This is a genomic window from Lacrimispora sp. (genome assembly GCF_036758025.1).
In the GTDB taxonomy this organism is placed as follows: domain Bacteria; phylum Bacillota; class Clostridia; order Lachnospirales; family Lachnospiraceae; genus Lacrimispora.
In genome coordinates this window covers 1-24,502 of sequence record NZ_DAIOXM010000041.1, presented here as the reverse complement: position 1 = coordinate 24,502, position 24,502 = coordinate 1, and the positions used below count along the sequence as shown (strand labels likewise).

Annotated in this window: 18 protein-coding genes; 8 read left to right on the top strand and 10 right to left on the bottom strand. The window is 45.9% G+C overall.

Translation table 11 applies throughout. The annotated features are described in order from the left end of the window. Positions 1–107 precede the first annotated feature (107 nt). The 3 genes from V7M78_RS21210 to V7M78_RS21200 all read right to left on the bottom strand — a co-directional run bounded on the left by V7M78_RS21210 (position 108) and on the right by V7M78_RS21200 (position 2,929). Positions 108–575, bottom strand: coding sequence for a tripartite tricarboxylate transporter TctB family protein (locus V7M78_RS21210; RefSeq protein ID WP_333652949.1), 468 nt, complete (start codon positions 573–575; stop codon positions 108–110). A gap of 20 nt (positions 576–595) precedes the next feature. Continuing rightward, positions 596–1,624: a tripartite tricarboxylate transporter substrate binding protein gene (locus V7M78_RS21205; protein WP_333652947.1), complete on the bottom strand. Its 1,029-nt coding sequence runs from the start codon at positions 1,622–1,624 to the stop codon at positions 596–598. Between the two features lie 135 nt (positions 1,625–1,759). Continuing rightward, positions 1,760–2,929, bottom strand: coding sequence for an enolase C-terminal domain-like protein (locus V7M78_RS21200; protein WP_333652945.1), 1,170 nt, complete (start codon positions 2,927–2,929; stop codon positions 1,760–1,762). A gap of 176 nt (positions 2,930–3,105) precedes the next feature. On the opposite strand from V7M78_RS21200, the gene V7M78_RS21195 reads away from it, so the two are divergent. After that, on the top strand, positions 3,106–4,980 hold the full coding sequence (locus V7M78_RS21195; RefSeq protein WP_333652942.1) for a sigma-54-dependent Fis family transcriptional regulator: 1,875 nt from the start codon (positions 3,106–3,108) through the stop codon (positions 4,978–4,980). Here V7M78_RS21195 and V7M78_RS21190 read toward each other — a convergent pair. Next, positions 4,974–6,242, bottom strand: a complete 1,269-nt coding sequence (locus V7M78_RS21190) for a DUF362 domain-containing protein (protein ID WP_333652940.1) — start codon at positions 6,240–6,242, stop codon at positions 4,974–4,976. The two genes, V7M78_RS21195 and V7M78_RS21190, sit on opposite strands and share 7 nt — an antisense overlap. 211 nt (positions 6,243–6,453) lie before the next feature. Here V7M78_RS21190 and V7M78_RS21185 point away from each other — a divergent pair, with 211 nt between their 5' ends. The 7 genes from V7M78_RS21185 to xdh all read left to right on the top strand — a co-directional run bounded on the left by V7M78_RS21185 (position 6,454) and on the right by xdh (position 15,206). Then, entirely contained in the window at positions 6,454–7,365 is a 912-nt protein-coding gene (locus V7M78_RS21185) for a LysR family transcriptional regulator (RefSeq protein WP_333652938.1), read from the top strand. Between the two features lie 177 nt (positions 7,366–7,542). Then, positions 7,543–8,472, top strand: coding sequence for an NTP transferase domain-containing protein (locus V7M78_RS21180; protein ID WP_333652936.1), 930 nt, complete (start codon positions 7,543–7,545; stop codon positions 8,470–8,472). 101 nt (positions 8,473–8,573) lie between these two features. Beyond that, the gene (locus V7M78_RS21175) at positions 8,574–9,197 is read left to right on the top strand and encodes a nucleotidyltransferase family protein (RefSeq protein WP_333652934.1); all 624 of its coding nucleotides are present in this window, start codon (positions 8,574–8,576) and stop codon (positions 9,195–9,197) included. A 16-nt stretch (positions 9,198–9,213) separates the two neighbouring features. Next, positions 9,214–11,340 carry a xanthine dehydrogenase family protein molybdopterin-binding subunit gene (locus V7M78_RS21170; protein WP_333652932.1) on the top strand — a complete coding sequence of 709 codons (2,127 nt, stop codon included), beginning with the start codon at positions 9,214–9,216 and terminating at the stop codon, positions 11,338–11,340. Next, on the top strand, positions 11,340–11,813 hold the full coding sequence (locus V7M78_RS21165) for a (2Fe-2S)-binding protein (protein ID WP_333652929.1): 474 nt from the start codon (positions 11,340–11,342) through the stop codon (positions 11,811–11,813). The genes V7M78_RS21170 and V7M78_RS21165 overlap by 1 nt, the downstream gene beginning before the upstream one ends. Continuing rightward, positions 11,807–12,628 carry an FAD binding domain-containing protein gene (locus V7M78_RS21160; RefSeq protein WP_333652927.1) on the top strand — a complete coding sequence of 274 codons (822 nt, stop codon included), beginning with the start codon at positions 11,807–11,809 and terminating at the stop codon, positions 12,626–12,628. Before V7M78_RS21165 ends, V7M78_RS21160 begins: the two co-directional genes overlap by 7 nt. A gap of 16 nt (positions 12,629–12,644) precedes the next feature. Then, positions 12,645–15,206, top strand: a complete 2,562-nt coding sequence (gene xdh / locus V7M78_RS21155; protein WP_333652925.1) for a selenium-dependent xanthine dehydrogenase — start codon at positions 12,645–12,647, stop codon at positions 15,204–15,206. A gap of 52 nt (positions 15,207–15,258) precedes the next feature. Here xdh and V7M78_RS21150 read toward each other — a convergent pair whose 3' ends face one another. From V7M78_RS21150 to argS, 6 genes are all read right to left on the bottom strand, one after another. Beyond that, positions 15,259–15,984, bottom strand: a complete 726-nt coding sequence (locus V7M78_RS21150; RefSeq protein ID WP_333652923.1) for a hypothetical protein — start codon at positions 15,982–15,984, stop codon at positions 15,259–15,261. Between the two features lie 148 nt (positions 15,985–16,132). After that, entirely contained in the window at positions 16,133–16,651 is a 519-nt protein-coding gene (nrdG, locus tag V7M78_RS21145) for an anaerobic ribonucleoside-triphosphate reductase activating protein (protein WP_333652921.1), read from the bottom strand. 25 nt (positions 16,652–16,676) lie between these two features. Further along, a complete protein-coding gene (nrdD, locus tag V7M78_RS21140; RefSeq protein ID WP_333652919.1) occupies positions 16,677–18,806 on the bottom strand; it encodes an anaerobic ribonucleoside-triphosphate reductase in 2,130 nt (709 codons plus the stop codon). Between the two features lie 114 nt (positions 18,807–18,920). After that, positions 18,921–19,541, bottom strand: coding sequence for a flavodoxin family protein (locus V7M78_RS21135; protein WP_333652917.1), 621 nt, complete (start codon positions 19,539–19,541; stop codon positions 18,921–18,923). Continuing rightward, on the bottom strand, positions 19,541–22,711 hold the full coding sequence (locus tag V7M78_RS21130) for a DEAD/DEAH box helicase (RefSeq protein ID WP_333652914.1): 3,171 nt from the start codon (positions 22,709–22,711) through the stop codon (positions 19,541–19,543). Before V7M78_RS21130 ends, V7M78_RS21135 begins: the two co-directional genes overlap by 1 nt. 24 nt (positions 22,712–22,735) lie before the next feature. After that, positions 22,736–24,502: arginine--tRNA ligase (argS, locus tag V7M78_RS21125; RefSeq protein WP_333652912.1), on the bottom strand; the 1,767-nt coding region annotated here is incomplete at its 5' end.

Sequence of the window (24,502 nt, the reverse complement as noted above, 5' to 3'; positions counted from 1 at the left end):
TGGAATAGAGCCGAATATGATGCCGATTACCGTCCCAATTAACAGGATAGCAAAACAGCCTGGATTTAATACAGATAGCAAACCTTCAAGCGCCATTATAGCTCCTCCTATCCCAAAATGCCAGTAGGCAGTATTAAGTAAAATACATTCGCAAATAACAGATTCACAAGAACCGGTAAAAGGAAAGAAACTACTGCAAAGACAATCAGCCGTTTCTTATTGACCAGTTCTCTGGGAACGAACAACATCATCTGTATAAACATATATACGATAGAGGTGATGACAAATCCCACTGGCTCCAACAAGAGCACATACATAAACAGTAAAACCAGAGTCAAAAGAAATCCCTTCAGATTCCCTTTCGCTTCTTCCTTCGGGCACTTATCCCAAATCGTGTACACGACCAGCAAACCGCCTATTAACAGCCAGAGTCCGGATGCCAGCTTGGGCATAAAATCACCACCCTGTCCCATTCCGGCTCCCGTCTCAATACCAAAGGAAGAAATGAACAGCACGGCACCGACAATAAAGATTACCATATTAACGATAAGCTCTGAATAATTTCTCGTTTTCATAAGATAGTCCTTTCTTCTAACTATTTTGCGTTGAAGTCAACATCCTTTAACAACCCATCGACCTCTTCAAATTTCGCCAGACCTTCCTCTTTGGGCAGAAATACAGGCTGCTGATAATAAGAAGTATATATTTTCCCCTGATACTCGGTATTATTTTCAACAATATCTTTTACTGCTGCATTAAACCCATCTACCAGTGCCGGATCTGTACCCTTAGGAAATGCGAAGAAATAATAAAATGGAAGATTGATATCATAGCCCAGATTTATCATAGCCTTAACATCAATGCCCTCTTCCTCCACTACCAGGTCATTTTCTCCATCCATAGCAAGAGGAACCAAAGTACCTTCTTTTACATAATCCTTAATGGAACCATATGCAGCCAGAATCACATCCACATGTCCACCCAGAAGTGCTGCTAAACGGTCTGCTGCAGAACCTGCATCTACAATATGGATATCAAATCCTGCATTTTTCATCTGCATGGCAACCGCATAAGAGGTGGCACCTGTCTGGGCCGCCATTTTCAGCTTTCCAGGGTTTTCTTTTGTATAATTGTAAAGTTCCTCCAGAGTGTTGATTCCCAGACTGGAATTTACTGTTACTACATTTCCTGCGCTAAGTCCTGCAATGGAAGCAAATTCATAGGCATCAAAACCATAATCCGTAGCCCCACTGGCTTTGTTTACTAAAAATGCCGTGTGGTAAAATACTACTGAACTTCCATCATTCTTGGCATCCTTCACCTGTCTGGTTCCGGTAGCTCCACCATTTCCGTTAACATTGGAAACGACAAAATTAGATGGCAATTTTGCAGATAATTCCTGAGCCAGAAGTCTGGCATTAAAATCGGTATCTCCTCCCGCACCGGCAGGAACAATGATCTCCACATTTTTCGGCCATTTGACCTCAGCAACCGTATCTCCTGCCTGAGTACCTGAGCCTGACGCGCCCGCCCCCTTTGTGGACGACGCTTGCCCACCTCCGCAAGCTACCAAAAGTGTTGCGGTTGCCACTACCATCACTAAACTGACCACTCTCTTAAACATAACTTTCTCTCCTTCTCCTTTTAAGCACTTTGCCGCTTTTTTAATTTAAGCATCTTTATTATATAGTCAAAATTACCATTTGTAAAATTAATAGATTTTATGTTACTATAATTTTTTTTAAGAATTCTTCTTGTGTCAATAAGCTGCCCGGACAGCAAAATTGTTTTTATTTTTTTCTGTATAGAAACATTTCATGCTCTCTAAAGTACCCTCTTTTTCCAACTTGGGGATATCTATGCGAATCGGGCATCCCACAATGTCCGGCAGGTATAATCTGCCATTTTTCTCCTCAGGTTTTACTTTTAGACAATCTCCAATTGGCTCAGTCATGGGCTCGTGATTTTCTAAAAGTTCATTTTCATCATAAAGAGCACCAAAAGCTGCATTGATCCATACAGTGCCGCCGGAAGAGAAACGGAGTCCTTTATCTTTTGACAGCTGCCTTATTTTCATTAAATCGCTCATTTTAGACATACGTCCAACAAGAGGCATTAAATGTCCTACTCCCTTTTCTGCGTAAGTTTCAAAGGCATAATAGTTTCTCATGGATTCACCGTAGCTTATTACCATACCGGTTCTTTCTTTCACCTCTTTGATTGCATTCATATCATGAGAATGTACCGGTTCTTCATACCAGGCTATGTTGTAAGGGCGGACCATATCAGCAAACATCACTGCCTGCCCAACATTCCAGACCTGATTTCCATCCACTGCGATTTCCACATCATTTCCTACGGCTTTTCGCACCTTTTCTACCCGGCGTACATCCCGTTCCATATTTTCCCCCCAGTCACTTCCAACCTTAAGCTTGACTGTTCGATAACCTTCTTCTACGTAACGAACCATATCACCAACCAAATCTTCATCATCAGATAATAAGGAGCCTCCTCCTTTGTATGCAGCTGCCCAGTCCTTGGTAGCTCCCAAATAACGGTGAAGGGGTTTGTCTGCTCTTCTGGACATAATTTCAAGCATAATCAGATCCAACTGACCCAAATCCACAATCTGGCCGCTTTGAAACCCAAAATTTCTCATTTTCCAATAAATATAGTCGTACCATTCTTTATAAGTTTTAGTCTCTCCCGTAAGGATCAAAGGCAATATATTATTTACGATTCCCGTTGAACAAAAGGTTCCTCCATAAAAACCTTCTGTATCAAATATCTGAATCCAGCCTTGAATTGGCGCATAATTGCCAAATCCCCCTGTAGCATCTCTCCAGGGCTTTTTCACCTTTATAGGATTAAAATTGTAATAGATTGCTTTTGAAAATGTGATTTTCTGATTCTCGTCAATGTGAAACATCACCAATTACCTCCTCATATTCTTTTTATTTCTGATCACATTCTACAACAACACATATAAATGTCAAATTTACCTATAAAAATTCAAATTATCGTTTTATATTTGTTGCAAATCAATTCATTTTTAAATATAATTGAAACATAACCGTTTTAACCTCTGCCATGAAAGGACTGTATATGCCTAATATTATCCTATTTTCTGCGGGAGACTCTCTCGCCTATTATGGAGAATTGCTAAAAAAGAAGCTCTCTGCTCCTGTTCATTTAGAAATAATAAATGTGTTCATGGAAGATGCTGTAAAATATGCCAGACAATGTCAGCCTGAAGAGGTGGATGTGATTATTGCCAGAGGCAATACTGCTAAGCTTTTAAAAGCTGCCCATCTGTCAATTCCGGTGGTAACGGTCCCCATAAAGGATTCAGAGCTGGTAAGGTCCATTGAGAAAGCGAAAGAGATTTATCCGGAGGAGCCGCCGCAGATAGCATACATTGGAATGGAAGATGTGATTCGGTCCGTGAGCGCATTTTTTAAGATGCTGGGCTGCCAGATACGGTTTTATCCGGTTACCGACAGCAAGGATATTGAATACAGCGTAAAAAGAGCAAAAAGAGACAAGGTTCGTGTTATTATCGGAGGGGTGTATACGCAACAGCTTGCGGAAGAATACGGCTTGAAGTGTGTGTTATTAGAAAGCTCGCTTTCATCACTGCAGGAAGCCTACGAGAGAGCACTGGAAGTACAAAAGGGTGTTCAGATACAGAAGAAGAAGCTTCAAGAACGGATTACTATGCTCAATTCCATTTCTGATGGATTGGTTAGTGTCAATGAAAAAAAGCTTGTCACAATCTACAGTCCTTCAGCTGAAAAGTATTTTCAGATTCCGTCTGATATGATTCTCGGGAAATCCTGCGCCCGCTTGCTTGAAAATCCTGAGAAAGAATTATTAAATCAGGTTCTTTTAACAAATAGTCCTGTTATTGATCATATAGTGATGGTCCATGGCGCAGAATATCTGCTCTCCATTAACCCTGTTATTGTTCAGAATAAAAATAAAGGGGCTATTTTAAGCTTTCATCCTTACCAGTTGGCTGGAACAGCGGCAAAAAGAAACGCCAGGAAATACCAATCCCATGATTCCGCACAACTCTCCTATTTTTTCGCCTTAACCGGGGATTCTTTGGAATTTCAGTTAATCCGGTCTCTGGGTTTTCAATATGCGAAATCTGATTTTCCAGTATTATTAGTAGGTGAATACGGCAGCGGACGTGAAACAATTGCCCGATGCATTCATATGGAAAGTCTGCGCAAAGAGGAAATATTTCTTTCACGCAATGCCGCAATTCTTTCTCCTGAGGACCTTTTTGCAGCAAACGGAGGAACACTGTATATACGGGATATTGAACAACTTTCTGCGGACATGTCGGCCGTGATCATGGATGTACTCCGCAGCAATACCATTCAGCTTCCGGATAAAACCAAACAAAATCTGAACCTTCGTCTGATGGCTGGTTCTGCAAAAGATTTATCTAAGAAACTGCCTGCAGAGATTTACTATCTGATGAACTCATTTATTTTGCCCATATCGTCTCTCAGACACAGAAAACAGGATATATATCCTATTTTCTGTCATTTTATGGAACAATTTAACGAGACGCCGGAACACAATTTTACCATAGCACCCGATGTTGAGAATGTTCTCACTGGTTTATCCTGGCCCGGAAATATCAGCCAGTTGAGAAGTGTTTGCCGGCGCCTGGCTTTCCTGGCAGGGCCGCAGAAAGTGATATCCGCACAAATACTTGAGGCCCAATTGGACGACTCCTCTTATTACTCCCATCTATCTGACCAGCCGGCCGGAATAATGAATTCCCAAATACAATTGAGTCAGGCCAGCCGGGGATTTGCTGTCGGAGACCGCTATGTTACATATGAAGAACTAAGCAGTCTGAACCGGCTGTTTCACGGCAAAAAAAAGTTGATTGCAGAGAGTCTGGGAATCAGCCGTTCAACTTTATGGCGGCATATGAAAGCGCTGGAAGATGATCAGTAAAGTTTAAGATTTCCTTTTTCATCAAAAGGAATATCCATAAAATCTGAGCAGACCTGGATATTGGTTTTATCCTTTATGGAATCAAGCGCCGCTTTTGACATGTAAATCTCTTCCAGAGAGTTTGTATTTTTAATGATGACAAGTTTAATCTCACCCTTTACGATTTGACCGGAGGCTTTGATGCATCCTTGAAAAACTAACCGTTCTGTTTTCAATGTGACCGGGATTGCTGCTATTTCCGGATGCATTCCGGTGAGGGAATTGACGGATGTATACTCTTCGTTTATTTCTTTTCTCAAATTCTCAGAGATAAAATCTGCCATACCGCATCCGCTGGCATTGCCATCGGACTGCGGGGTCAGCCGAAGTACTCCCAGCGCCTCCACATTGGGGCCATCATTGGGCCGCCTGTTAATGGGGCGTCCGATAACGGCAGGGTCCATCCCTGTACCGCTGATATTTTTCCCCTGCTCGCAGACAATCAGGCAGTCAATATCATCCAGATAGATACGGGGCAGCATGCGGATTGCCCGCTGTAAGATTTCAGGCTCCTGTTCTAACAGCTCTTCCTTTCTTACAACATATACATCTGCCAGTTGTTCGTATCCATTCTCGATCACGGCAACTCCTGCTGCCACATTCAGCTTTTGCAGAGCAGCCTTTCCAACCCTTACCATATTAGGCCCCAGGTTTGGCGTTCCCATACTGTGAGTCATTGCTGCTCCCTTGTGTTTTGCCAGGCCGATTGCCATCATCTTGAGTAATCCGCTCTGGTATTTTTCCCGGATTGATGTATGAGTTTTTATGCGGTTAAGCAGGATGATGCCATCAGCTTCCCAGGCATTTTTATCAATATACACTGGAAGTCCTAATTCCGTTCTGGCCACTTCCGTAACCTCCATGCTGGATACCACCGGCGCACCTACGCTTTCTTCCGTAATTCCCAGAATGTCAAGCATATGCTTTTGGCCCTCGGCAGTGCCCCCTCCATGACTGCCCATGGCAGGAACAATGAATGGAACTGCTCCGGCTTCCTTTACCAGTTTAACAACTGTCTTCATGATTGTCTGGTATCCGGCAATCCCCCGGCTTCCGCCTGTTATGGCAATTCTATCTCCTGCCTTTATGGGGATCATCTTATTTTTCCATAAAAAAGAGAGTTTTTCTTCCGCATTTTCCAGTCTGGTACGGTCAAAGTACTGTTTTACCCTGCATACCTTAGGGATTTCATAACCGTCCAGCATTTCCTCAAGTTTATTCATCTGATTTCCTCCAATCTCTTAACGGTATTTACATTGTACATGACGGACAGTATCTGTCAAATGAATCACTTTTTCATTTTTTATTAGTATTTTATGTGTAACAGTTTTGTTTTTATTGTTCTGTAATTGAAACAAGAAAGAAACCGCCTCTTGTTTTCGATCATAAAGAAGGTTATAATTTTTACAGAACTTCTCAAAGGAGAAAAAGGAAATGGATACGAAGCAGATTGAATACATATTGAAAATTGCAGAAGAAAACAACATTACCAGGGCGGCAGAAAAGCTTTTTATCACCCAGTCGGCCTTAAACCAGCAGCTTCTGCGCCTGGAAAAAGAACTGGGCACTCAGCTTTTCCACCGCTCCCGGATAGACTGGCGGCCTACAGAAGCAGGGAAAGTTTACCTGGAAAACGCCCGGAAAATCCTGCAGACAAAACAAGAGACCTATCGCATTATCAACGATATGGTCTCTCATAAAAAAGGGCATCTCTCCATAGGCTTCACCCCTGGCAGGGGGATTGCTATGTTCTCTGCCGTTTATCCAAAGTTTCACCGGGAATATCCTGACATTGTGGTCACTCCCAATGAACTGAGCGTAAAAAAGCAGCAGGCCCTGATTGCAAACGGCGATTTAGACATCGGATTCCTCACACTCTGTGACAATCACCGCACGTTTGCTGAGTACATACAAATCACCACGGAAGAAATGTTTCTTGCCATTCCGGAAAAACACCCTCTCTCCAGCTATTCCTGCCAGAGGGAGAAAGGAGATATTTTTCCCATCATGGACATTGCTGCCATGGAATATGAGCCCTTTGTACTGATGTATAAAGAATCCACCATCCGGCAGTTGGTGGATGACATTTTCCGGGAAGCAGGCTTTCAACCCAATGTACTGTTTGAAACCGCCAACACCAATACAATCCTGACTATGATTCAGGCCAATATGTGCTGCGGAATCATCCCCCACTATTATCTGCGGGATGGGCACAAGGGAATCACCTGTTTTTCCCTGCCCTCTCACCCCACCTGGGATGTGGTAGCTGCCTATCGGAAGAACAGCTATCTCACCCATGCAGCCAGATATTTCATTGAACTGGCTAAAAAATACTGGAACACATAACTTTCTATCCGCCAGCACATCAAGACATCTTATGATTCTCCTGTTTACCAGATGCCGGGGCTATGTGCCTAAAATTCCTGATCATATAGCATAAAATCCACTAAAATAAAACTTGTCTGGATTTGGACATCATGTTACCATTAAAACAGAATATTTGATTCAGGAGGCAAATCTGATATGAAAATCAACCGAATCGGCGGAGTGATTGCCGCCGCCAGTAAAAAAGATGCAGAGCCCCTGCTGCAGATCGGAACAATTCCCATTATAAAACGGATTGTTATTTCTTTTCAGCAGGCCGGTATTTTTCCTATTGTAGTTGTAACCGGGACGCAAGAGGAGGAGGTAAAATACCAGTTATCCAGCTATGGGGTCATCTTTATTCCCAATGAAGACTACGAGCAGCCGGAACTTTTTGACTCGGTAAAAATTGGTCTTCAATATCTGTTGGGAAAATGTGACCGGATTGTTTTTACACCGGTAAATGTTCCCATGTTCACTCCAGATACCTTAAATCATCTGCTGGCCTCAGAAGGCGATATCATAGTTCCATCCTGCAGGAACCAGGGCGGTCATCCTATCGTTCTCTCTGAGGATGTAGTTCCCCAGATCATTTCTTATCCAGGAAAGGGAGGCTTGAGAAGCTTCATTTCTTCCATGGGTGGCCGGCGCACCTTGGTTCCGGTAAATGACCCGGGGATTCATATGACTGTGCGGGACTGCAGCCAGTTGGAAGCCTGTCTGGCAAAACATAACCAGGCCCTTTTGCATCCAACAGTCCAATTAAGCCTTCAAAAGGAATCTGTCTTTTTCAATACCAGGATCAAACTGCTGCTGTATCTCATACTGGATACTCACTCTGTCCGCAGCGCTTGTGACCGTATGGCTTTATCTTATGGCAAGGCCTGGGATATGCTGAATAAACTGGAAGCAGAAGCAGGTTATCCAATGGTGGAACGAAAACACGGAGGCAGACGGGGAGGAAATACCACCCTGACTCCAAAGGGTCTCCAATTTTTAAGAAACTGGCTTCTTTTGGAAGATAAAGTCTTCCGGTTTACTCAAAATGAATTTTCCACTCTATTTCACGATAGTGGAATTTTTACATAATGCAAGTACCTGGCAGAAAGAATTTGAAACATTTTCACACCCCTTTTATAATGACACTATACAAGATATATAATAGTGCCATTATAAAAGGGGTGTTTTTTATGAGAAAATCCAGTTCCACCTGTGGTCTTATACTTGCTGCAGGCTTATCCAGCCGCATGGGAGAATTTAAGCCGCTGATGCCTTTTAAGGGAAAGACCATGATTGAAAGCACAGTTGACAGCCTGCTGTCAGCAGGAGTAAAGCGGATTGTTATTGTTCTGGGGTACCGGGGAGATGACATTGAATCAGTTCTTCGCCATCACTATGGGAAAGAAATTATTTATACCCGCAATCCTCACTATGAAACAACCGATATGCTGACCTCCATAAAATACGGGATTAAGGCCATGCCCTGCTGCAAGTCCTTTTTCCTGCTTCCGGGAGATATGCCGGTTGTGAAAAAAGGCACTTTTATAAAGCTGATGAAAGCCTGCCCCGCCGCCCTGCCTGCTGTCCTCTTCCCCACTCTGGAAGGACATCGGAAGCACCCGCCTTTGATTGACTACAGCTTTCGGGAGGCCATTTTGAGTTTTAACGGAGAAGGCGGTTTAAGACAGATCTGGAAACAGCAGGAAGATTCCATCATTCACGTACCGGTGGATGACGAAGGAGTCTGGATGGATCTGGATACCAGAGAAGATTATGAAATCTGCATCAGCCGGTTTTGCCCGGCCAAAATATAAAAGGAGGAAATGTAAAATGGAACATATCAGCCAGCCAGTAGTTAAAAAAGATCATGCACCAAAGATGAGCGGCCACTCTGTTTATGTAGGCGACTATGAAAGCGACGGGGTTCTGGTAGGGAAAATGCTTCGCTCCACCCTGGCACATGCAAGGCTTTCAGCCGTAAAGGTGCCCCCTCTTCCCCATGGATATTTCTACGTCGACCAGACCGATGTTCCCGGCGACAACAACGTAAACATTGTTATGGATGACACGCCTGTCTATGCCAGGGAAACTGTAGAATACATAGGAGAGCCCATAGGAATGGTGGTTGGACCGGAGGAATCCGTGGTGGACCGCATCTTATCTGAAATCCAGATTGATTACGAAGAATTGGAGCCTGTCCTGGACATCCGCAAATCAGAAACAGTATTCTTTGATTATGAATACGGCAAAGGGGATATGGATAAAGCCTTCTCTGAGGCTGACAAGGTTTATGAAGAAGAATTTACCACCGGTTACCAGGAGCAGGCCTATTTAGAGCCTCAGGGAATGATGGCAGAGCCTGAGGAAGATGGACGGATGTTTGTCCACGGCTCCCTCCAATGTCCCTACTACGTTCACGGAGCCGTTATACGCGCCCTTGGCTGCGGACCGGACCGGGTACACGTTAAACAGGATGTGACCGGAGGCGGATTTGGAGGAAAAGAAGCCTTTCCATCGGTTCTTGGCTGCCAGGTGGCTGTTGCCGCAAAAAAAGCAAATGCTCCGGTACGCTGTATCTTTGACCGCAGGGAGGATTTGGAGTTCAGCTCCAAGCGCCACCCTTCCCTCTGCAAATACAGAGTTGCTGTGAAAGACGGCAAAGTGACTGCCATGGATATTGATGTGAAATTCAACAGCGGCGCCTATACCACACTCTCTGCCGTGGTGCTTCAACGGGGAATCATCTGTTCAAGCGGAATCTATGACGTTGAAAACCTTCATGTAAGAGGCAGGGCTTTAAAAACCAATACAACTCCAACAGGAGCCTACCGTGGATTTGGCGCTCCCCAGACATTTTTTGCTGTTGAGATGATGATGGCTCACATTGCCATGGATCTGGGAGTTGACAGCCTGGAATTTAAGGAAAAACACATTGTAAAGCAGGGAGACTCCACTTCCACCTCCGGCAAATACCATTTCCCAGTGCCCATTCCTGCTATGATCGGGGAAATTGACCAGGCCTGTGATTTCCGCAGAAAACGCCTGGAATATACAAAGCCTCAGACAGGACGCTACCGCAGAGGAATCGGTATTTCCATGCATTTCCACGGAGCAGGCTTTACCGGCTCCGGTGAACGGGATCACATCAAAGCAGTATGCAAACTCCACAAGTATCCCGACGGCACAGTGGAAATCCTTGCCTCCAACGGAGAAATCGGCCAGGGACTTCGCACCACTTTTCCAAAAATTGTTGCCAAAGAGTTGAATTTGCCACTGGAAAAGGTTTATTACGATCAGCCGGATACGGCACGGGTCCCGGACTCAGGCCCCACCGTTGCATCCCGATCCCTGATGGTCGTGGGAGAACTTCTCCGCCGCTGCGCCATCAAACTCCGCACGGAATGGAAAGAAGGGGAAGATCAGATTGTAGAAGAACGTTTTAAGGAACCGGATTTTGTCATTCCTTTCTATCTGGATAAATTCCAGGGTGATGCTTACCCCACTTATGCCTGGGGAGTCAGCGCCATTGAAGTAGAGGTAGATACTTATACAGGATTGACAGAAATTCTTGGAGCTTACGGCTGCTTTGATGTAGGAACTCCCATTGACTATAACATTGTCATAGGACAAATGGAGGGAGGCTTCCTCCAGGGAATCGGTTACGCCTCAACCGAATATATGGATTACGATCAGAAAGGGAGAATCCGCAACAACTCTTTCTCCGATTATTTAATTCTCACTGCTGCCGATGTATCCAACTTAACATGTATGCTGCATGTGGAAAAATATCCTGACGGACCTTATGGAGCCAAAGGCGCCGGAGAACTTCCCCTGGTAGGAGCCCCCGGGGCTTATGTGGAAGCTGTAGAACAAGCCTTAGGCCGGAAAGTGAAGTTAAATCATGCTCCATTTACAGCAGAGGATACTATAAAAGTGATTATGAAGGAGGGTTTGTAATGGAAGGAATTAATTTTCTGTTAAATGGCACTGAAACTGTCTATCACGGCAGCGCTGCCGACCGTCTTCTGGACGTTTTAAGAGATACTTACCATGCCGCCAGTGTAAAATGCGGCTGTAAAGAAGGAGAATGCGGCGCCTGTTCCGTTCTGATAGACGGAATACTGGTCAACTCCTGCTGCGTAGCTATGGGAGCCATAGAAGGTGCCAGCATTGTTACTATGGAAGGTTTTCGTGAAACAGAGCGGTTTGCCGTACTGGATAAAGCCTTTGCTTCCATGTCAGCGGTTCAATGCGGTTTCTGCATTCCAGGCATGGTTTTAGCTGCTGAGGCTCTCTTAAGTAAGATACCTCACCCAACGGACAGTGAAATAAGGGAAGGGCTTTCCGGTAATTTATGCCGCTGCACCGGCTACAACGCCATTGTAAAGGCAGTTCATATAGCTGCAGAGGAGGGAAATGGATTATGGTAAATGGATACAGACCAGCTTCCTTGCAGGAAGCATTGGAAATAAAAAATAACATGAACACCGTTGTCCCCTATGCAGGCGGAACTGACCTTATGGTGGAAAACAGGAAAGGAGTCTCCTATCTGTTTTTAAACGGGCTGGAAGAATTAAAGCAGATCAAAGAGGAAGAAGATTATATTTCTATTGGTGCCGGCGTCACGTTCACTCAGGCATTGGGATCTGATCTCATTCATCCACTGATGAAAGAAGCCGTATCCAGGATTGCAGCCCCTGCCATTCGCAACACCGGAACCTTTGGAGGCAATATCGGCAATGGTTCAGCCAAAGCCGACTCTGTCCTGATCTTCTACGTCTGTGGTGCAAAGCTGCGCCTTGCCTCTGTTCAGGGAGAACGGCTGGTAGATATTAACGATTTTTATATAGGCAGAAAAAAACTGGATTTAAGACCAGAGGAACTGATTACAGAAATTCTCATACCTAAAAAGGGCCTGGACAATTATTATTATAAAAAAGTAGGCGGCCGGAATGCCCTCGCCATTTCCCGGGTTGCCTTTGCAGGGCTGATTTCCATAGAAGAAGGACGGATTAAAAACATGGCCGCAGCCTTTGGAGCAGTATCTGACACGGTTCTGCGGTTTCAGGATCTGGAAGGTATGATAATAGGAAAAACTCTGGAGGAAGCTAAAGCTGTAAAGGAAAGACTTCTGGCAGCATACGAGGATCGCATGGTATTGACCAGAGGCCGGGTTTCTGCTGAATACAGAAAAACTGTCTGTATGAACCTGTTTAAAGATTTCTTAGAAGAAAAGGGTATTTAATCGAAAGGAGATGTATATGTACACATTACATATTAATGGGAAGGATTATGAAACACCTCATGACAAAAAGCTCCTGCGCTTTCTGAGAGATGATCTGCAGCTGACAGGAACAAAGGATGGATGCAGCGAAGGTGCTTGTGGAACATGTACCGTTCTGGTTGACGGAAAGAAGGTAAAAGCCTGTGTTCCGAAAATCAGCACATTGGAGGGAAAAAACATTCTCACCATCGAAGGAATCGCTCCTGCGGAAATGGAAGTTTACGAACACTGCTTTGCAGATGCAGGTGCCGTTCAATGCGGATTTTGTATTCCAGGCATGATCTTATCTGCCAAAAGTCTTCTGGATACCAATTTAGAGCCAACGCGGGAAGAAGTTAAAAAAGCCATACGAGGCAACTTATGCCGCTGTACCGGTTATAAGAAAATTGAGGATGCCATTCTTTTGGCTGCCGACTTTTTCAGGGAACAGTCAGAAATCCCGCTTCCTCCTTCTACCCTGCACATGAACGAACATTTTAAACGCATTGATGCCGCAGAAAAAGTAAATGGAACCGGTATTTTCACTGATGATATCTATTTGCCCGGCATGCTCTATGCCAAATGCCTTTACTCCAAATATCCCAGGGCACAGATCAACCGGATCGATGTATCAAAGGCTTTGGAGCATCCGGACTGTGTGGAAATCCTGACAAAAAAAGATGTACCCTGCAACAAAATCGGACATATCAAGCAGGACTGGGATGTGCTTATGGGCGAAGGGGATATCACCCGCTATGTTGGAAATGCTCTGGCAGTGGTTGCAACAAACCGTATGGAATCACTGGAAGAGATTCTTTCTCTCATCGAAGTGGATTATACCGAGCTCTCCCCTCTCACAAGCCCTTATGAGGCTTTAAAGGGAGATGCCCCTCTCATCCACGAAGACGGAAATATCATGAGCCGTGCAGGCCTGGTGCGGGGCAATGCAGATGAAGCCATTAAAAATTCAAAGTATGTAGTCACAAGAAAATACAAGACCTCCTGGCAGGAACATGGATTTATGGAACCGGAATGCTGCGTGGCACTTCCGGAAGGCGAAGATGGACTGCTTATTTATACCACCAGCCAGTCGGTATATGACGTTCAAAGAGAGTGCGCCCAGATGCTCCGGATTCCCAAGGAAAAGGTTCATTGCCATGCTCCTTTAGTGGGCGGCGGCTTTGGCGGCAAGGAGGATATGTCTGTACAGCAGTATGCCGCTTTAATGGCCTGGTATACAAAAAAACCGGTTAAGGTGAAATACAGCCGCCAGGAATCCTTAGATTACCATGTAAAGCGTCATCCTATGGAAATGGAATTCACCACCGCTTGTGATGAAAATGGTCATTTAACTGCCATGAAGGGGGTTATCATTGCCGATACCGGTGCCTATGCTTCCCTGGGAGGGCCTGTACTTCACCGGGCCTGCACTCATGCTGCCGGCCCTTACAACTACCAGAATATTGACATCTTCGGTATGTCCGTCTATACCAACAATGTGGTTTCCGGCGCTTACCGCGGTTTCGGAGTAACCCAGAGCTGTTTTGCTACAGAAATGAATATTAACCTGCTGGCAGAAATGGCCGGTCTCGACCCATGGGAAATCCGCCGCCGCAATGCCATTAAACCGGGAGATGTTCTTCCAAACGGCCAGACTGCTGATGCCAATACCAATATGGAGGCATGTCTTGATGCAGTAAAGGATATTTATTATTCCAATCCCTATGCCGGAATTGCCTGCGGCTTTAAAAACTCAGGAACCGGAATGGGCAAGATGGATGTGGGCCGTGTCCTTTTATCTGTAGAACAGGGGAAAATCCATATCCGTACCTCTGCTTCCTGTATGGGACAGGGAATCGGCCAAATGGTTTTAACAGAAATCTGCCATGTAACAGGGCTTGATCCTGCTCTCTTCGTCTTTGAACACGCAGATACCATACGCACACCAAATTCCGGAACGTCAACGGCTTCCCGTCAGACAGTGGTTACCGGAGAAGCAGCCCGCCGGGTGGGAGAAAAGTTAAAATGCGTCCTTGATACAGGAAAGACTGTCTCTGATTTAGAGGGCCAGGAATTCTTTGGAGAATATTCTGCAAAAACAGATCCTCTTGGAGCCATTAAGGATAATCCCATCAGCCATGTATCTTATTCCTACGGCACTCAGGTTATCATATTAAATGAAGAAGGAAAAATCACTAAGGCAGTTTCCGCTTTTGACGTCGGAACTCCGGTGAATATCCAATCTGTGGAAGGCCAGATTGAAGGCGGTATGATCATGGGAATCGGCTATGGCGTAACGGAAGAGTTTAAATGCAAAGACGGTTATCCGGCAAGCAAATTCGGTGCCATTGGCTTTATGAGAGCTGATGAAGCGCCTGAGCTGGAAGTCATTCTTTGCCAGCCAAAAGAGGAGGATAAACTCCCCTACTCTCTCGGTGCCAAAGGCTGCGGAGAACTGTGCATGATACCCACTGCTCCTGCCTGTGCCCATGCATATTACAGGCTTGACGGAAAGTTCAGGCAGAGTTTACCTTTAAAAGAAACTTACTACAAAAAGTAATTTAAAAAACGGCTGCACACTGCCCCCAAAGGAGGCATATGGCAGCCGTTTTTTATTGTACCAGAAGTTTTGCATAAAACGCCGTCTGATTTTGCTTGGCAAGGATTCCAGCAGCAGTCATGAGTTCTTCCTGGGTTTTACCGCCGGATTGAAGAGTCCGGAAAAGAGGTTCCATACAATTGCAGGCATTTACATAGGACATACCGCAAGGAATGATGGTCGTAACCTGTTTGGCTGTCTCATAACAATCCCGCAGATATCTTCCAAGGCTTTCTCCGTATAAACCATTTGTATGGCCTTGGACAAAGCAGCCCCGTATGGATATAGAACGCAGTTTTCTGGCTGCTGCCGATAGTTGGGGTAATTCTTCTATGGGAAATCCTGATTGTTTTCCATCGTCATATTTTTCAGGAATTACGGAAAGTCCAACCACCTCCAGATACCCCGGAGCCAGAATTTTAGCTGCTGCCTCATTAATCAGCTCCATTTCTTTAAAATCAGAGGCTACGAACCTGCATTTTCCAATGTTTGCTTCTATAATGGCCCGATCTTTACAGGGCGCTGTGTAATAGATATCATACCGGTCCATTCCTGCCTTTTCTGCCCGTAAGACCGTTTCCTCATCCCGGGCTTCTATGGCCCAGCCCCTTTTTAACAGATATTCCAAAACGGAATCATCAGCTTTCCCATTATAGAGATATTGAAAACCAGGAAGCAATGTTAAAACTGATTCTGCTTTTTCCAGTACAGCATTCATCTCGGCATTCTCCTTATCCATTTACTTTACTTCCAGAATAACTGATTCAGATAATATTGCAAGTTCTTTTTCCATGGCAATCGGACTGGAGATATCTTTCATGTCGAAAGCCCATAAAAGAAGGCACATCGCCTTCCGAATTCTCGAAAGGCAATGCGCCTCATATTCCCTATTCCCACACCACGATTTTCCCCGAAGCAAGAGACTCAGGAACCTTAATGAGCCTCTGGTTCGACGATCCTCGAAACCGCAGCGTTAAATCTTTTTTTGCAACTTCAAACTTTCCGTCCACCAGCACATCAATACATCTTAAGAGCCTACTGGTTTCCTCATATCTGGCCGCCATATAACCCAGAATATCCTGTTCAAAATCATAGCCGGTATAGCACCAGATGGTCTTTTGGGGAAACCTCTTTTTCACCGCCTCCGCCAGAGAGAGAACCTCCTTCTGGTTTGCCGGGTGCAAAGGCTCTCCGCCTAAAAGGCTTAAACCTGAAATATATGCGCGGTCTAAATATCCCAGTATTTTTTCCTGGATTTCCGGTGTGTACTTCTGGCCGTACTGAAAGTCCCATGCCTCCTGATTAAAGCATTCCGGGCAGCCGTGGGTACATCCGCTGACAAATAAGGACACCCTGACGCCCGGTCCGTTGGCTACATCAGTAGGCTTTATGGCCGCGTAATTCATGGCACTGCCTCCTACTTATAATACCTTACAGGTGAAGAACCCTGGATTTAATTTCTTTGGTCTTTCCGGCATTCCAGAAGTTTTCTCCCAGATAGCCGCAGGTTCTTCTGGTTACGTTCATCTTGGCCTTATCCTTGTTATGGCACTGGGGGCACTCCCATTCCATATCGTCATTGATGATGATTTCCCCGTCAAAACCGCATTCCCGGCAATAGTCGGACTTGGTATTGAACTCCGCATACTGGATATTGTCATAAATGAATTTCACAATTTCCTCCATAGCCTCCAGATTGTTCTGCATGTTGGGAACTTCCACATAGGAAATAGACCCGCCGGAAGAAATCTTCTGGAACTGGCTTTCAAAGGTAAACTTGTTGAAAGCATCAATATCCTCCCGCACATCAACGTGATAGGAGTTGGTGTAATATCCCTTGTCCGTCACATCCGGGATATTTCCAAATCTTTCTCTGTCAATTCTGGCAAAGCGGTAGCAAAGAGATTCAGCCGGTGTGCCGTATAAGGCAAAGCCAAGGCCTGTATCCGCTTTCCACTTGTCCGTAGCCCTGCGCATGCGGTTCATGATCTTTAAGGCAAACTCCTCGCCCTCAGGAACCGTCTGGCTGACTCCCTTCATAAGCTTTGTAACCTCATAAAGACCAATGTAGCCCAGAGAAATGGTGGAATAGCCTTTGTCAAGCAGAGGATCGATCTTTTCTCCCTTTTTAAGCCTTGCAATGGCGCCGTACTGCCAGTGGATGGGGCTAACGTCGGAAAGGATGCCCAGCAGGGATTTATGTCTGCACATAAGAGCTTCATAACACAGATCCAGGCGCTCCTCTAAAATCTTCCAGAAAGTTTCCTCATCTCCCTTTGCCAGGATGCCGATCTGAGGCAGGTTTAAGCTCACCACTCCCTGATTGAACCTTCCCTCAAACTTATAATTGCCGTTTTCATCCTTCCATGGAGCCAAAAAGCTGCGGCATCCCATGGGACTGAATACATTACCTTCGTAATGCTCTCTCATCTTCTTGGCAGAGATATAGTCCGGATACATCCTCTTGGCAGAGCATTTAACTGCCAGCTTTGTGATATAATCGTATCTTCCGCCCTTTAAGCAGTTATTCTCATCCAGCACATAAACCAGCTTGGGGAATGCAGGCGTTACATAAACTCCGGCTTCATTCTTGATTCCCTCCAGACGCTGGCGGAGGATTTCCTCCACGATCATGGCATTTTCGTTGATGTACTCATCCTTGTCGTCAAGGCAGAGGAAAAGGGTCACGAAAGGAGCCTGGCCGTTGGTGGTCATCAGGGTATTGATCTGATACTGTATGGTCTGAACACCGGATTTCAACTCATCCATAAGACGGATATGAGCCATCCGCTCTGCCACCTCACCGGTTACCGTATCTCCAAACTCCTCGCGGATCTGCTTATAGAATTTGTCACTGCTCTTTCTCAAATATTTTCCAAGATGGCGGACATCTACAGACTGTCCCCCATACTGGTTGCTGGCAACAGCAGCAATGATCTGAGTCATGACCGTACAAGCCACCTGAAAGCTTCTGGGGCTTTCGATCATCTTCTCATTCATTACGGTTCCGTTGTCCAGCATGTCCCCTATGTTGATCAGACAGCAGTTGAATATGGGCTGTACAAAATAGTCTGCATCGTGGAAATGAATGGCCCCCTGGTCATGAGCGATGGAAATCCTCTCCGGGAGCAGCATTCTTCTGGTTAAGTCCCTGGATACCTCTCCCGCAATATAATCCCTCTGGGTGGAAGCCAGTATGGTATTCTTGTTGGAATTTTCCTCTGCCAGTTCCTTGTTCTCATTCTTGATCAGCTTTAAGATGGACTCGTCCGTTGTGTTTGCTTTCCGAAGCAGCGCCCTCTGGTAACGGTAGATGATGTACTTTTTGGAAAGGATGTATTTGTTTTTATTCACCAGGGCACTTTCGATCATATCCTGAATGGCTTCTACATTAACCACTCCGTCATTTTCCTTCTCCACATGGTCCAGTATGACGTTGATCATGTCTTCTTCCGCCCTTTCGGAAACCTCTACCTCTGCATTGGCCTTCCGGATCGCCGTAACAATCTTTTCCCTGTCATACTCCACAATTCTTCCATCACGTTTTTGAACTTTAATCATAGCTCTCACCTTAATCCATTCTATATTTGGTATCATAAATTTTATAACCACTAGATATAGTGTCTATATCATTATACACCACATAGAAAAAAAGTAAAGGAGATTTTTCCATCCTTACCTGATAAAATTTGTCCGTGGGATTTCTTCCCAGGATGGAGGCTCGATTCCTGCTGCTTTTCCCACCTCAAGACATTTTAAAAGCCATGCCATATTTTTTCCAAGACTCTTCATGGTGTGCAGTCCTTCCAGATCCTGTTCCACTTCCTGAGGGGTAAATCCATGGACCATGTTCCAGTAAGAAGAGGAAACCACAGGCATCTGGGCAATGGTGAAATATTTATTTAATACGTCAAGGGAAGCTGTGGTTCCTGCCCTTCTGGCTGAGACAACGGCTGCTGCAGGCTTAAAGGCAAAGTTTCTGCCTGCATAAAACAGACGGTCCAAAAAAGCAAGGATTGTACCGTTAGGAGAAGCATAATGGACCGGAGAGCCTACCACAATCCCTGAGGCTGTTTCCATCTCATCTAATACCTGATTGACCATGTCATAGGTAAATACACACCTTCCCGTCTGGGCACACTTCTGACAGGCAATGCAGCCATGAATGGTCTGCCCTCCCACATGGAAATATTCTGTGTCAATGCCTTCCGCATTCAGAGCCCTTCCCACTTCAATAAGGGCCCGGTTGGTACAGCCTCTCTCATGAGGGCTTCCGTTTAACATCAATACTTTCATCACTCATCCATCCTTTCTTCTTTGGTGCCCAGAAGCTCCATTAAATCATCTTTTGTCAGACTGCTGAGAGAAATGGTTCCCTCTGCGATAATCTGATCAGCCAGATCCTTTTTCGACTCCTGCAGCTTTAAAATGTTCTCTTCAATGGTTCCCTTTGCAATCAGCTTGAACACAGACACCTGTTTTTCCTGGCCGATTCTGTGAGCCCGGTCTGTGGCCTGGTTCTGGGCTGCCACGTTCCACCATGGATCATAGTGGATGACCACATCGGCAGACGTTAAGTTAAGACCTGTTCCTCCGGCCTTTAAGGAAATTAAAAACAGAGGCACCTGATCATTTTTAAAGGAGTTCACCATGCGCAGCCTCTCCTCCTTGGGAGTGGCCCCTGTCAGCATGTAATAGGGGATATTCTCCTTTTTCAGCCTTTCCTCAATGATTTCCAGCATAGAAGTGAACTGGGAAAAGAGAAGGATCTTATGGCCTCCCTCCACGCCGTTTCGTACCAGGTCAATACAGGTCTCCAGCTTCGCCGAATCCCCCTTGTAATTTTCATAGCACAAATGAGGATCACAGCAAATCTGGCGGAGCCTGGTAAGCTCTGCCAATATCTGTATATGATCTCTTCCTGTCTGGCTTTCCATGGTTTCCAGCTCTTCCTTCAACCGGAGTGCATTGGCCCCGTAAAGAGCCTGCTGCTCCTTGTCAAAAGCAGAGTAAATCACGGTTTCCATCTTATCCGGCAGCTCTTTCAGAACGTCCCTTTTTAAGCGGCGCAGAAGAAAGGGGCCGATAAGACGGTGAAGCTCCTCTAAGGCAGATACATCCTGCTCCTTGACAATGGGGGACTCGTACTGCTTTTTAAACCTTTGATAGCTGAATAAAAATCCCGGCATCAGAAAATCAAATATACTCCATAGTTCTGATAAACGGTTTTCAATTGGTGTTCCGGTCAGGGCAAAACGGCAGCCTGCATCAATGCTCTTCACCGCCCTGGCGCTTTGGGTCGATGCATTTTTAATATACTGGGCTTCGTCAATAACCTGAAAGCGGAAAGTCTTGTCTTTATAAATATCCCTGTCCCGTTTTAACAGATCGTAGGAGGTGATGAGCACATCGGCTTCCTCCGTATGGGCCAGCAGGGCCTCCCGCTCCTGAGCCGTGCCCGTAACGGTCCGTACCTTCAGGGAAGGGGCATAGATGCAGAATTCATTTTCCCAGTTGTAGACCAAAGAAGCCGGACAGATAATAAGGGAGGTAGTGTGCTCCTCTTTTGCCGCCTCATCAAGAAGCAGGGCAATGATCTGAATGGTCTTTCCCAGACCCATGTCGTCTGCCAGGATTCCCCCAAAGCTGTAGCTGTCCAAAGTCTTGAGCCACCGGTAGCCGGTCTTTTGGTATCCTCTTAAAATCTGGCTCAGGGAAGCAGGAACTTCAAAGTCACTGTCTTCCACCGACTTCATCCCGCGGACCACTGCTTTATAAAGCTGATCCCGGTAAAGGGTGATGCCGCTTCCCTCTTTTAACAGGCTGTCCAGATAAAGAGCTCTGTATTTGGGAAGGCGGACGGCCTTGCCCTCTAAGTCACTGCGGCCTATGGAAAGTCCCTCCACCAGCTTTGCCACAGTCATAAGGCCATTGTCATCCAAACTGATGAATTCTCCGTTTTTCAGGCGGTAATACTTCTTTTTCCGGTTGTATCCAGCCAAAAGTCCGGAAAGTTCTGCGGCTGATAAACCAGCCGTATCCACCTGAAGCTCCAGCCAGTTTCCGCTGCTGCGGATGCCGATGGAAACCTTGGGAGGCGGAAGAACCTTTAAGCTTTTAAAAGATTCGGAAAAATACACCTCACCCAAAGCCATGAATTCACTCATGCCTTCTGACAGCAGGCGGTATACCCCATCCTCATCATCCCGGATCACCGGATACAGGGACTCCTGTTCCTTGTACTTAAAATACCGGGTAATGAGCTGGCTGATGCGGAATTCTCCCGGCACATCCCTGCACACGGTGCGGGGGAGCTTTTCATCCTCCACCGGCTGAAAGGAATAATCCCCATAGGACAGAGTAGGCTTTAAAACCAGCTCATCAGGCCCGTTGGAATCGAAGTCAAATCTGGCCTTCAGCTCCTCAGGCTTAAAGATTTCCAGATCAAGATCCCCGGAATCAATGCTGCAGTCAGTGGCGATCCGTCTTAACACCCGTTCATAAAAAAGAGGCATATCCTTGTCATTGATCTCCAGCCTGCAGGAGGCGTCAAAGCCCTCCATCATCTGTTCCAAAAATACACCCAGGTTTTCACTGCAGGACTGGTCACAGCGGTATAAATGATCCGCATCCGCCAGATATAAATGGTGTTCCCCCTGAAAGGCCATGATCTCCCTGTCAATGGACACCAGAACCCCGTTCTGTCCCTGGCGTCTCACATTGACCTTTAAATCCGGATTCTGGTCCAGGATTTCCAGATTCCGCTTCTTCCCCTTATAATCCTCTGTCTCCAGAGTCTTTCCCTTCATAATGCTGAAAAAACGGTCCCTGTTTACCTTATTCAGGCTTAAAAACCGGAGGACTGGAGGGGAAGAAAAGGAGCTTTTCTGAAACTGCTCATAATGCTCACCGTAAAGGTTTACCACCTCCAGAATAAATTCCAGAAGGGGCCTGCTCTCCTTTACAAAAACGGTGCGGTCATGATGAAAAGCCAGGTTTTTCCCGTATTCCACATAGGTTCCGTTCTCCACTGCCTTTGCAAAGGCCACCAGATCCCGGATCAGGTAGAGCCGGTCCCTTCCCAGCTTGAATTCCAGCCTGATGTCCTGCCGTCCTAACAGCATGGAAACTGAAAGCCTGACTTGTTCCTCTTCTCCCTCGCTCATAATCCGGGACACTTCCCGGTTGGTATATTCCCGGATCATGGCTCTGGCTCTTGGGGATGTGGTGACAGGCTTTACCTGCCTTTGGGCTGCCTGCTCCTTATAGACCTGATGAAGAACCCGGCAGTGGGGGCACATGCCTTTATAAGAGTTTCCCCCGGCACAGGTACAGGAATAATCGAGAACCTGATCCCCTTTGAGGTGCAGGACAGCCTTATATTCTTTTCCCTGATCTTCCACCAGGGCTCTGACGCCTGATTCGCCCTTCCAGAAGGCATTTGTGGTCATCTGCGATATTTTCATAGCGTCTCACATCCGTTCCCATTTTTACATTCGTTCCGGAGCCTCAATTCCCAGTACATTGATGCAGCCGTTCAACACATCTTTGGTGAGGCCGATCAGGCGTATCCAGGAAGCCTGCTGCCGCTTATCCTCTTCGGAGATGATCTTGGTATCGTGGTAGAACCGGTTGAAGGCATTGGACAATTCGTATACATACTGGCATATCTTATGAGGAGCCAGCTCTGCAAAGCTGGTTTCCATTATTTCATTATATCTGGAAAGCTGGAGCATCAAGTCCTTTTCTGCAGCTGATAAGGCAGGGAGAATCTCTTCCTTTCCCTGGTATTTCTCTTCCAGTCCCCTGTATTTTGCCAGAATGGAATTGATCCGCACAATGGTGTAAAGAATATAAGGTCCCGTATTTCCTTCAAAGGATACAAAGCGGTCCATGTCAAATACATAATCCTTGGAAGCCTGATTGGATAAATCTCCGTACTTTAAAGCCGCCATTCCCACGATCTTGGAGGTCTCTCTTGCCTCTTCCTCGGAAACGGTACGGTTCTCCATGATTTTTTCATAAGCCGCCTGGCTGATATCTGCAATTAAGGTTTCCAGACGCATGACTCCGCCGTCTCTTGTCTTAAAAGGCTTTCCATCCTTTCCGTTCATGGTGCCGAAGCATAAATGGGACATCTTCTTATCCTGAGCCACAAAACCGGCTTTCTTTGCCACTCTGAACACCTGGACAAAGTGAAGCTCCTGACGCTTGTCCGTGATATAAATATACCAGTCCGGCTTGATATCCTTTTCTCTCTCAATGATGGTACCCAGATCAGAGGTGGAATAAAGGGCTGCGCCGTCTGATTTTCTTACAATACAGGGAGGCAGTTCCTTGGAATCTCCTTCCTGGGCAATGTCCACCACCAAAGCACCCTGGCTTTCGTAAGCAAGGCCCTTTTCCTCCAGCTCCTTAATCAGACCAGGAATATAGGGTTCCGCATCGCTTTCCCCTTTCCATAAATCAAAGGAAACATTTAAGTTTCCGTAATTCTTCTTTAAATCAGCAACAGACACTTTTATAATGTGCTGCCAGATGGCCCGGTATGGCTGATAGCCGTTTTGAAGCTTTAAGGTGGCTTCATGGGCTCTTGCACTGAATGCTTCATCCTCCTTGGCCTTTGCGCTGGCTGCCGGGTAAATTTCCTCCAGCTCACTGATGGTAAAAGGTGCTTCCTCCGGGTATTCTCCCTCATAGGACTGGTCAAAATAAACCAGGTCCGGCTTTCTGTCCTTTAATTCCTCAATGATCAGCCCCATCTGAAGACCCCAGTCTCCTAAATGAACGTCACCGATGACCGTATGGCCCAGGAAACGGCCCATCCGTTTAATACTCTCGCCGATGATAGCAGAACGGAGATGTCCCACGTGAAGAGGCTTTGCCACATTAGCGCCGCCATAATCCACTACAATAGTCAGAGGACTGTCACTGGTTTCACAGCCGCCTTGTCCGCTGTCAGCCATTCCATTCATATATTCTGCTAAATATTCCGGATTGAGCTTTAAATTGATAAAGCCCGGCATCACTGCTTCCACCGCAGCAAACATTCCGCTGCCGGAGAGCCTTTCCACTGCTTCTGCCGCAATATCAAAGGGTTTCTTTTTATAAGCCTTGGCCGCCGCCATGGCACCGTTGCACTGGTATTCACAAAGATCCGGGCGGTTTGATAAGGTCACTTTTGCATAAACCTCGTCATAACCGCAGTCTGCAAAGGCTTTCTTCATCTCTGCCGTAATTAAATCAAGAATCTTCTT

What these genes read in the sequence shown, in the direction of transcription:
- xdh (WP_333652925.1), top strand. Translation starts at nt 12,645, where the DNA reads ATGTACACATTACATATTAATGGGAAGGATTATGAAACACCTCATGAC.
- V7M78_RS21180 (WP_333652936.1), top strand. Translation starts at nt 7,543, where the DNA reads ATGAAAATCAACCGAATCGGCGGAGTGATTGCCGCCGCCAGTAAAAAA.
- V7M78_RS21150 (WP_333652923.1), bottom strand. Translation starts at nt 15,984, where the DNA reads ATGGATAAGGAGAATGCCGAGATGAATGCTGTACTGGAAAAAGCAGAA.
- V7M78_RS21205 (WP_333652947.1), bottom strand. Translation starts at nt 1,624, where the DNA reads ATGTTTAAGAGAGTGGTCAGTTTAGTGATGGTAGTGGCAACCGCAACA.
- nrdG (WP_333652921.1), bottom strand. Translation starts at nt 16,651, where the DNA reads ATGAATTACGCGGCCATAAAGCCTACTGATGTAGCCAACGGACCGGGC.
- V7M78_RS21185 (WP_333652938.1), top strand. Translation starts at nt 6,454, where the DNA reads ATGGATACGAAGCAGATTGAATACATATTGAAAATTGCAGAAGAAAAC.
- V7M78_RS21210 (WP_333652949.1), bottom strand. Translation starts at nt 575, where the DNA reads ATGAAAACGAGAAATTATTCAGAGCTTATCGTTAATATGGTAATCTTT.
- V7M78_RS21170 (WP_333652932.1), top strand. Translation starts at nt 9,214, where the DNA reads ATGGAACATATCAGCCAGCCAGTAGTTAAAAAAGATCATGCACCAAAG.
- V7M78_RS21130 (WP_333652914.1), bottom strand. Translation starts at nt 22,711, where the DNA reads ATGAAAATATCGCAGATGACCACAAATGCCTTCTGGAAGGGCGAATCA.
- V7M78_RS21200 (WP_333652945.1), bottom strand. Translation starts at nt 2,929, where the DNA reads ATGTTTCACATTGACGAGAATCAGAAAATCACATTTTCAAAAGCAATC.
- V7M78_RS21175 (WP_333652934.1), top strand. Translation starts at nt 8,574, where the DNA reads ATGAGAAAATCCAGTTCCACCTGTGGTCTTATACTTGCTGCAGGCTTA.
- V7M78_RS21160 (WP_333652927.1), top strand. Translation starts at nt 11,807, where the DNA reads ATGGTAAATGGATACAGACCAGCTTCCTTGCAGGAAGCATTGGAAATA.
- nrdD (WP_333652919.1), bottom strand. Translation starts at nt 18,806, where the DNA reads ATGATTAAAGTTCAAAAACGTGATGGAAGAATTGTGGAGTATGACAGG.
- V7M78_RS21195 (WP_333652942.1), top strand. Translation starts at nt 3,106, where the DNA reads ATGCCTAATATTATCCTATTTTCTGCGGGAGACTCTCTCGCCTATTAT.
- V7M78_RS21165 (WP_333652929.1), top strand. Translation starts at nt 11,340, where the DNA reads ATGGAAGGAATTAATTTTCTGTTAAATGGCACTGAAACTGTCTATCAC.
- V7M78_RS21135 (WP_333652917.1), bottom strand. Translation starts at nt 19,541, where the DNA reads ATGAAAGTATTGATGTTAAACGGAAGCCCTCATGAGAGAGGCTGTACC.
- V7M78_RS21190 (WP_333652940.1), bottom strand. Translation starts at nt 6,242, where the DNA reads ATGAATAAACTTGAGGAAATGCTGGACGGTTATGAAATCCCTAAGGTA.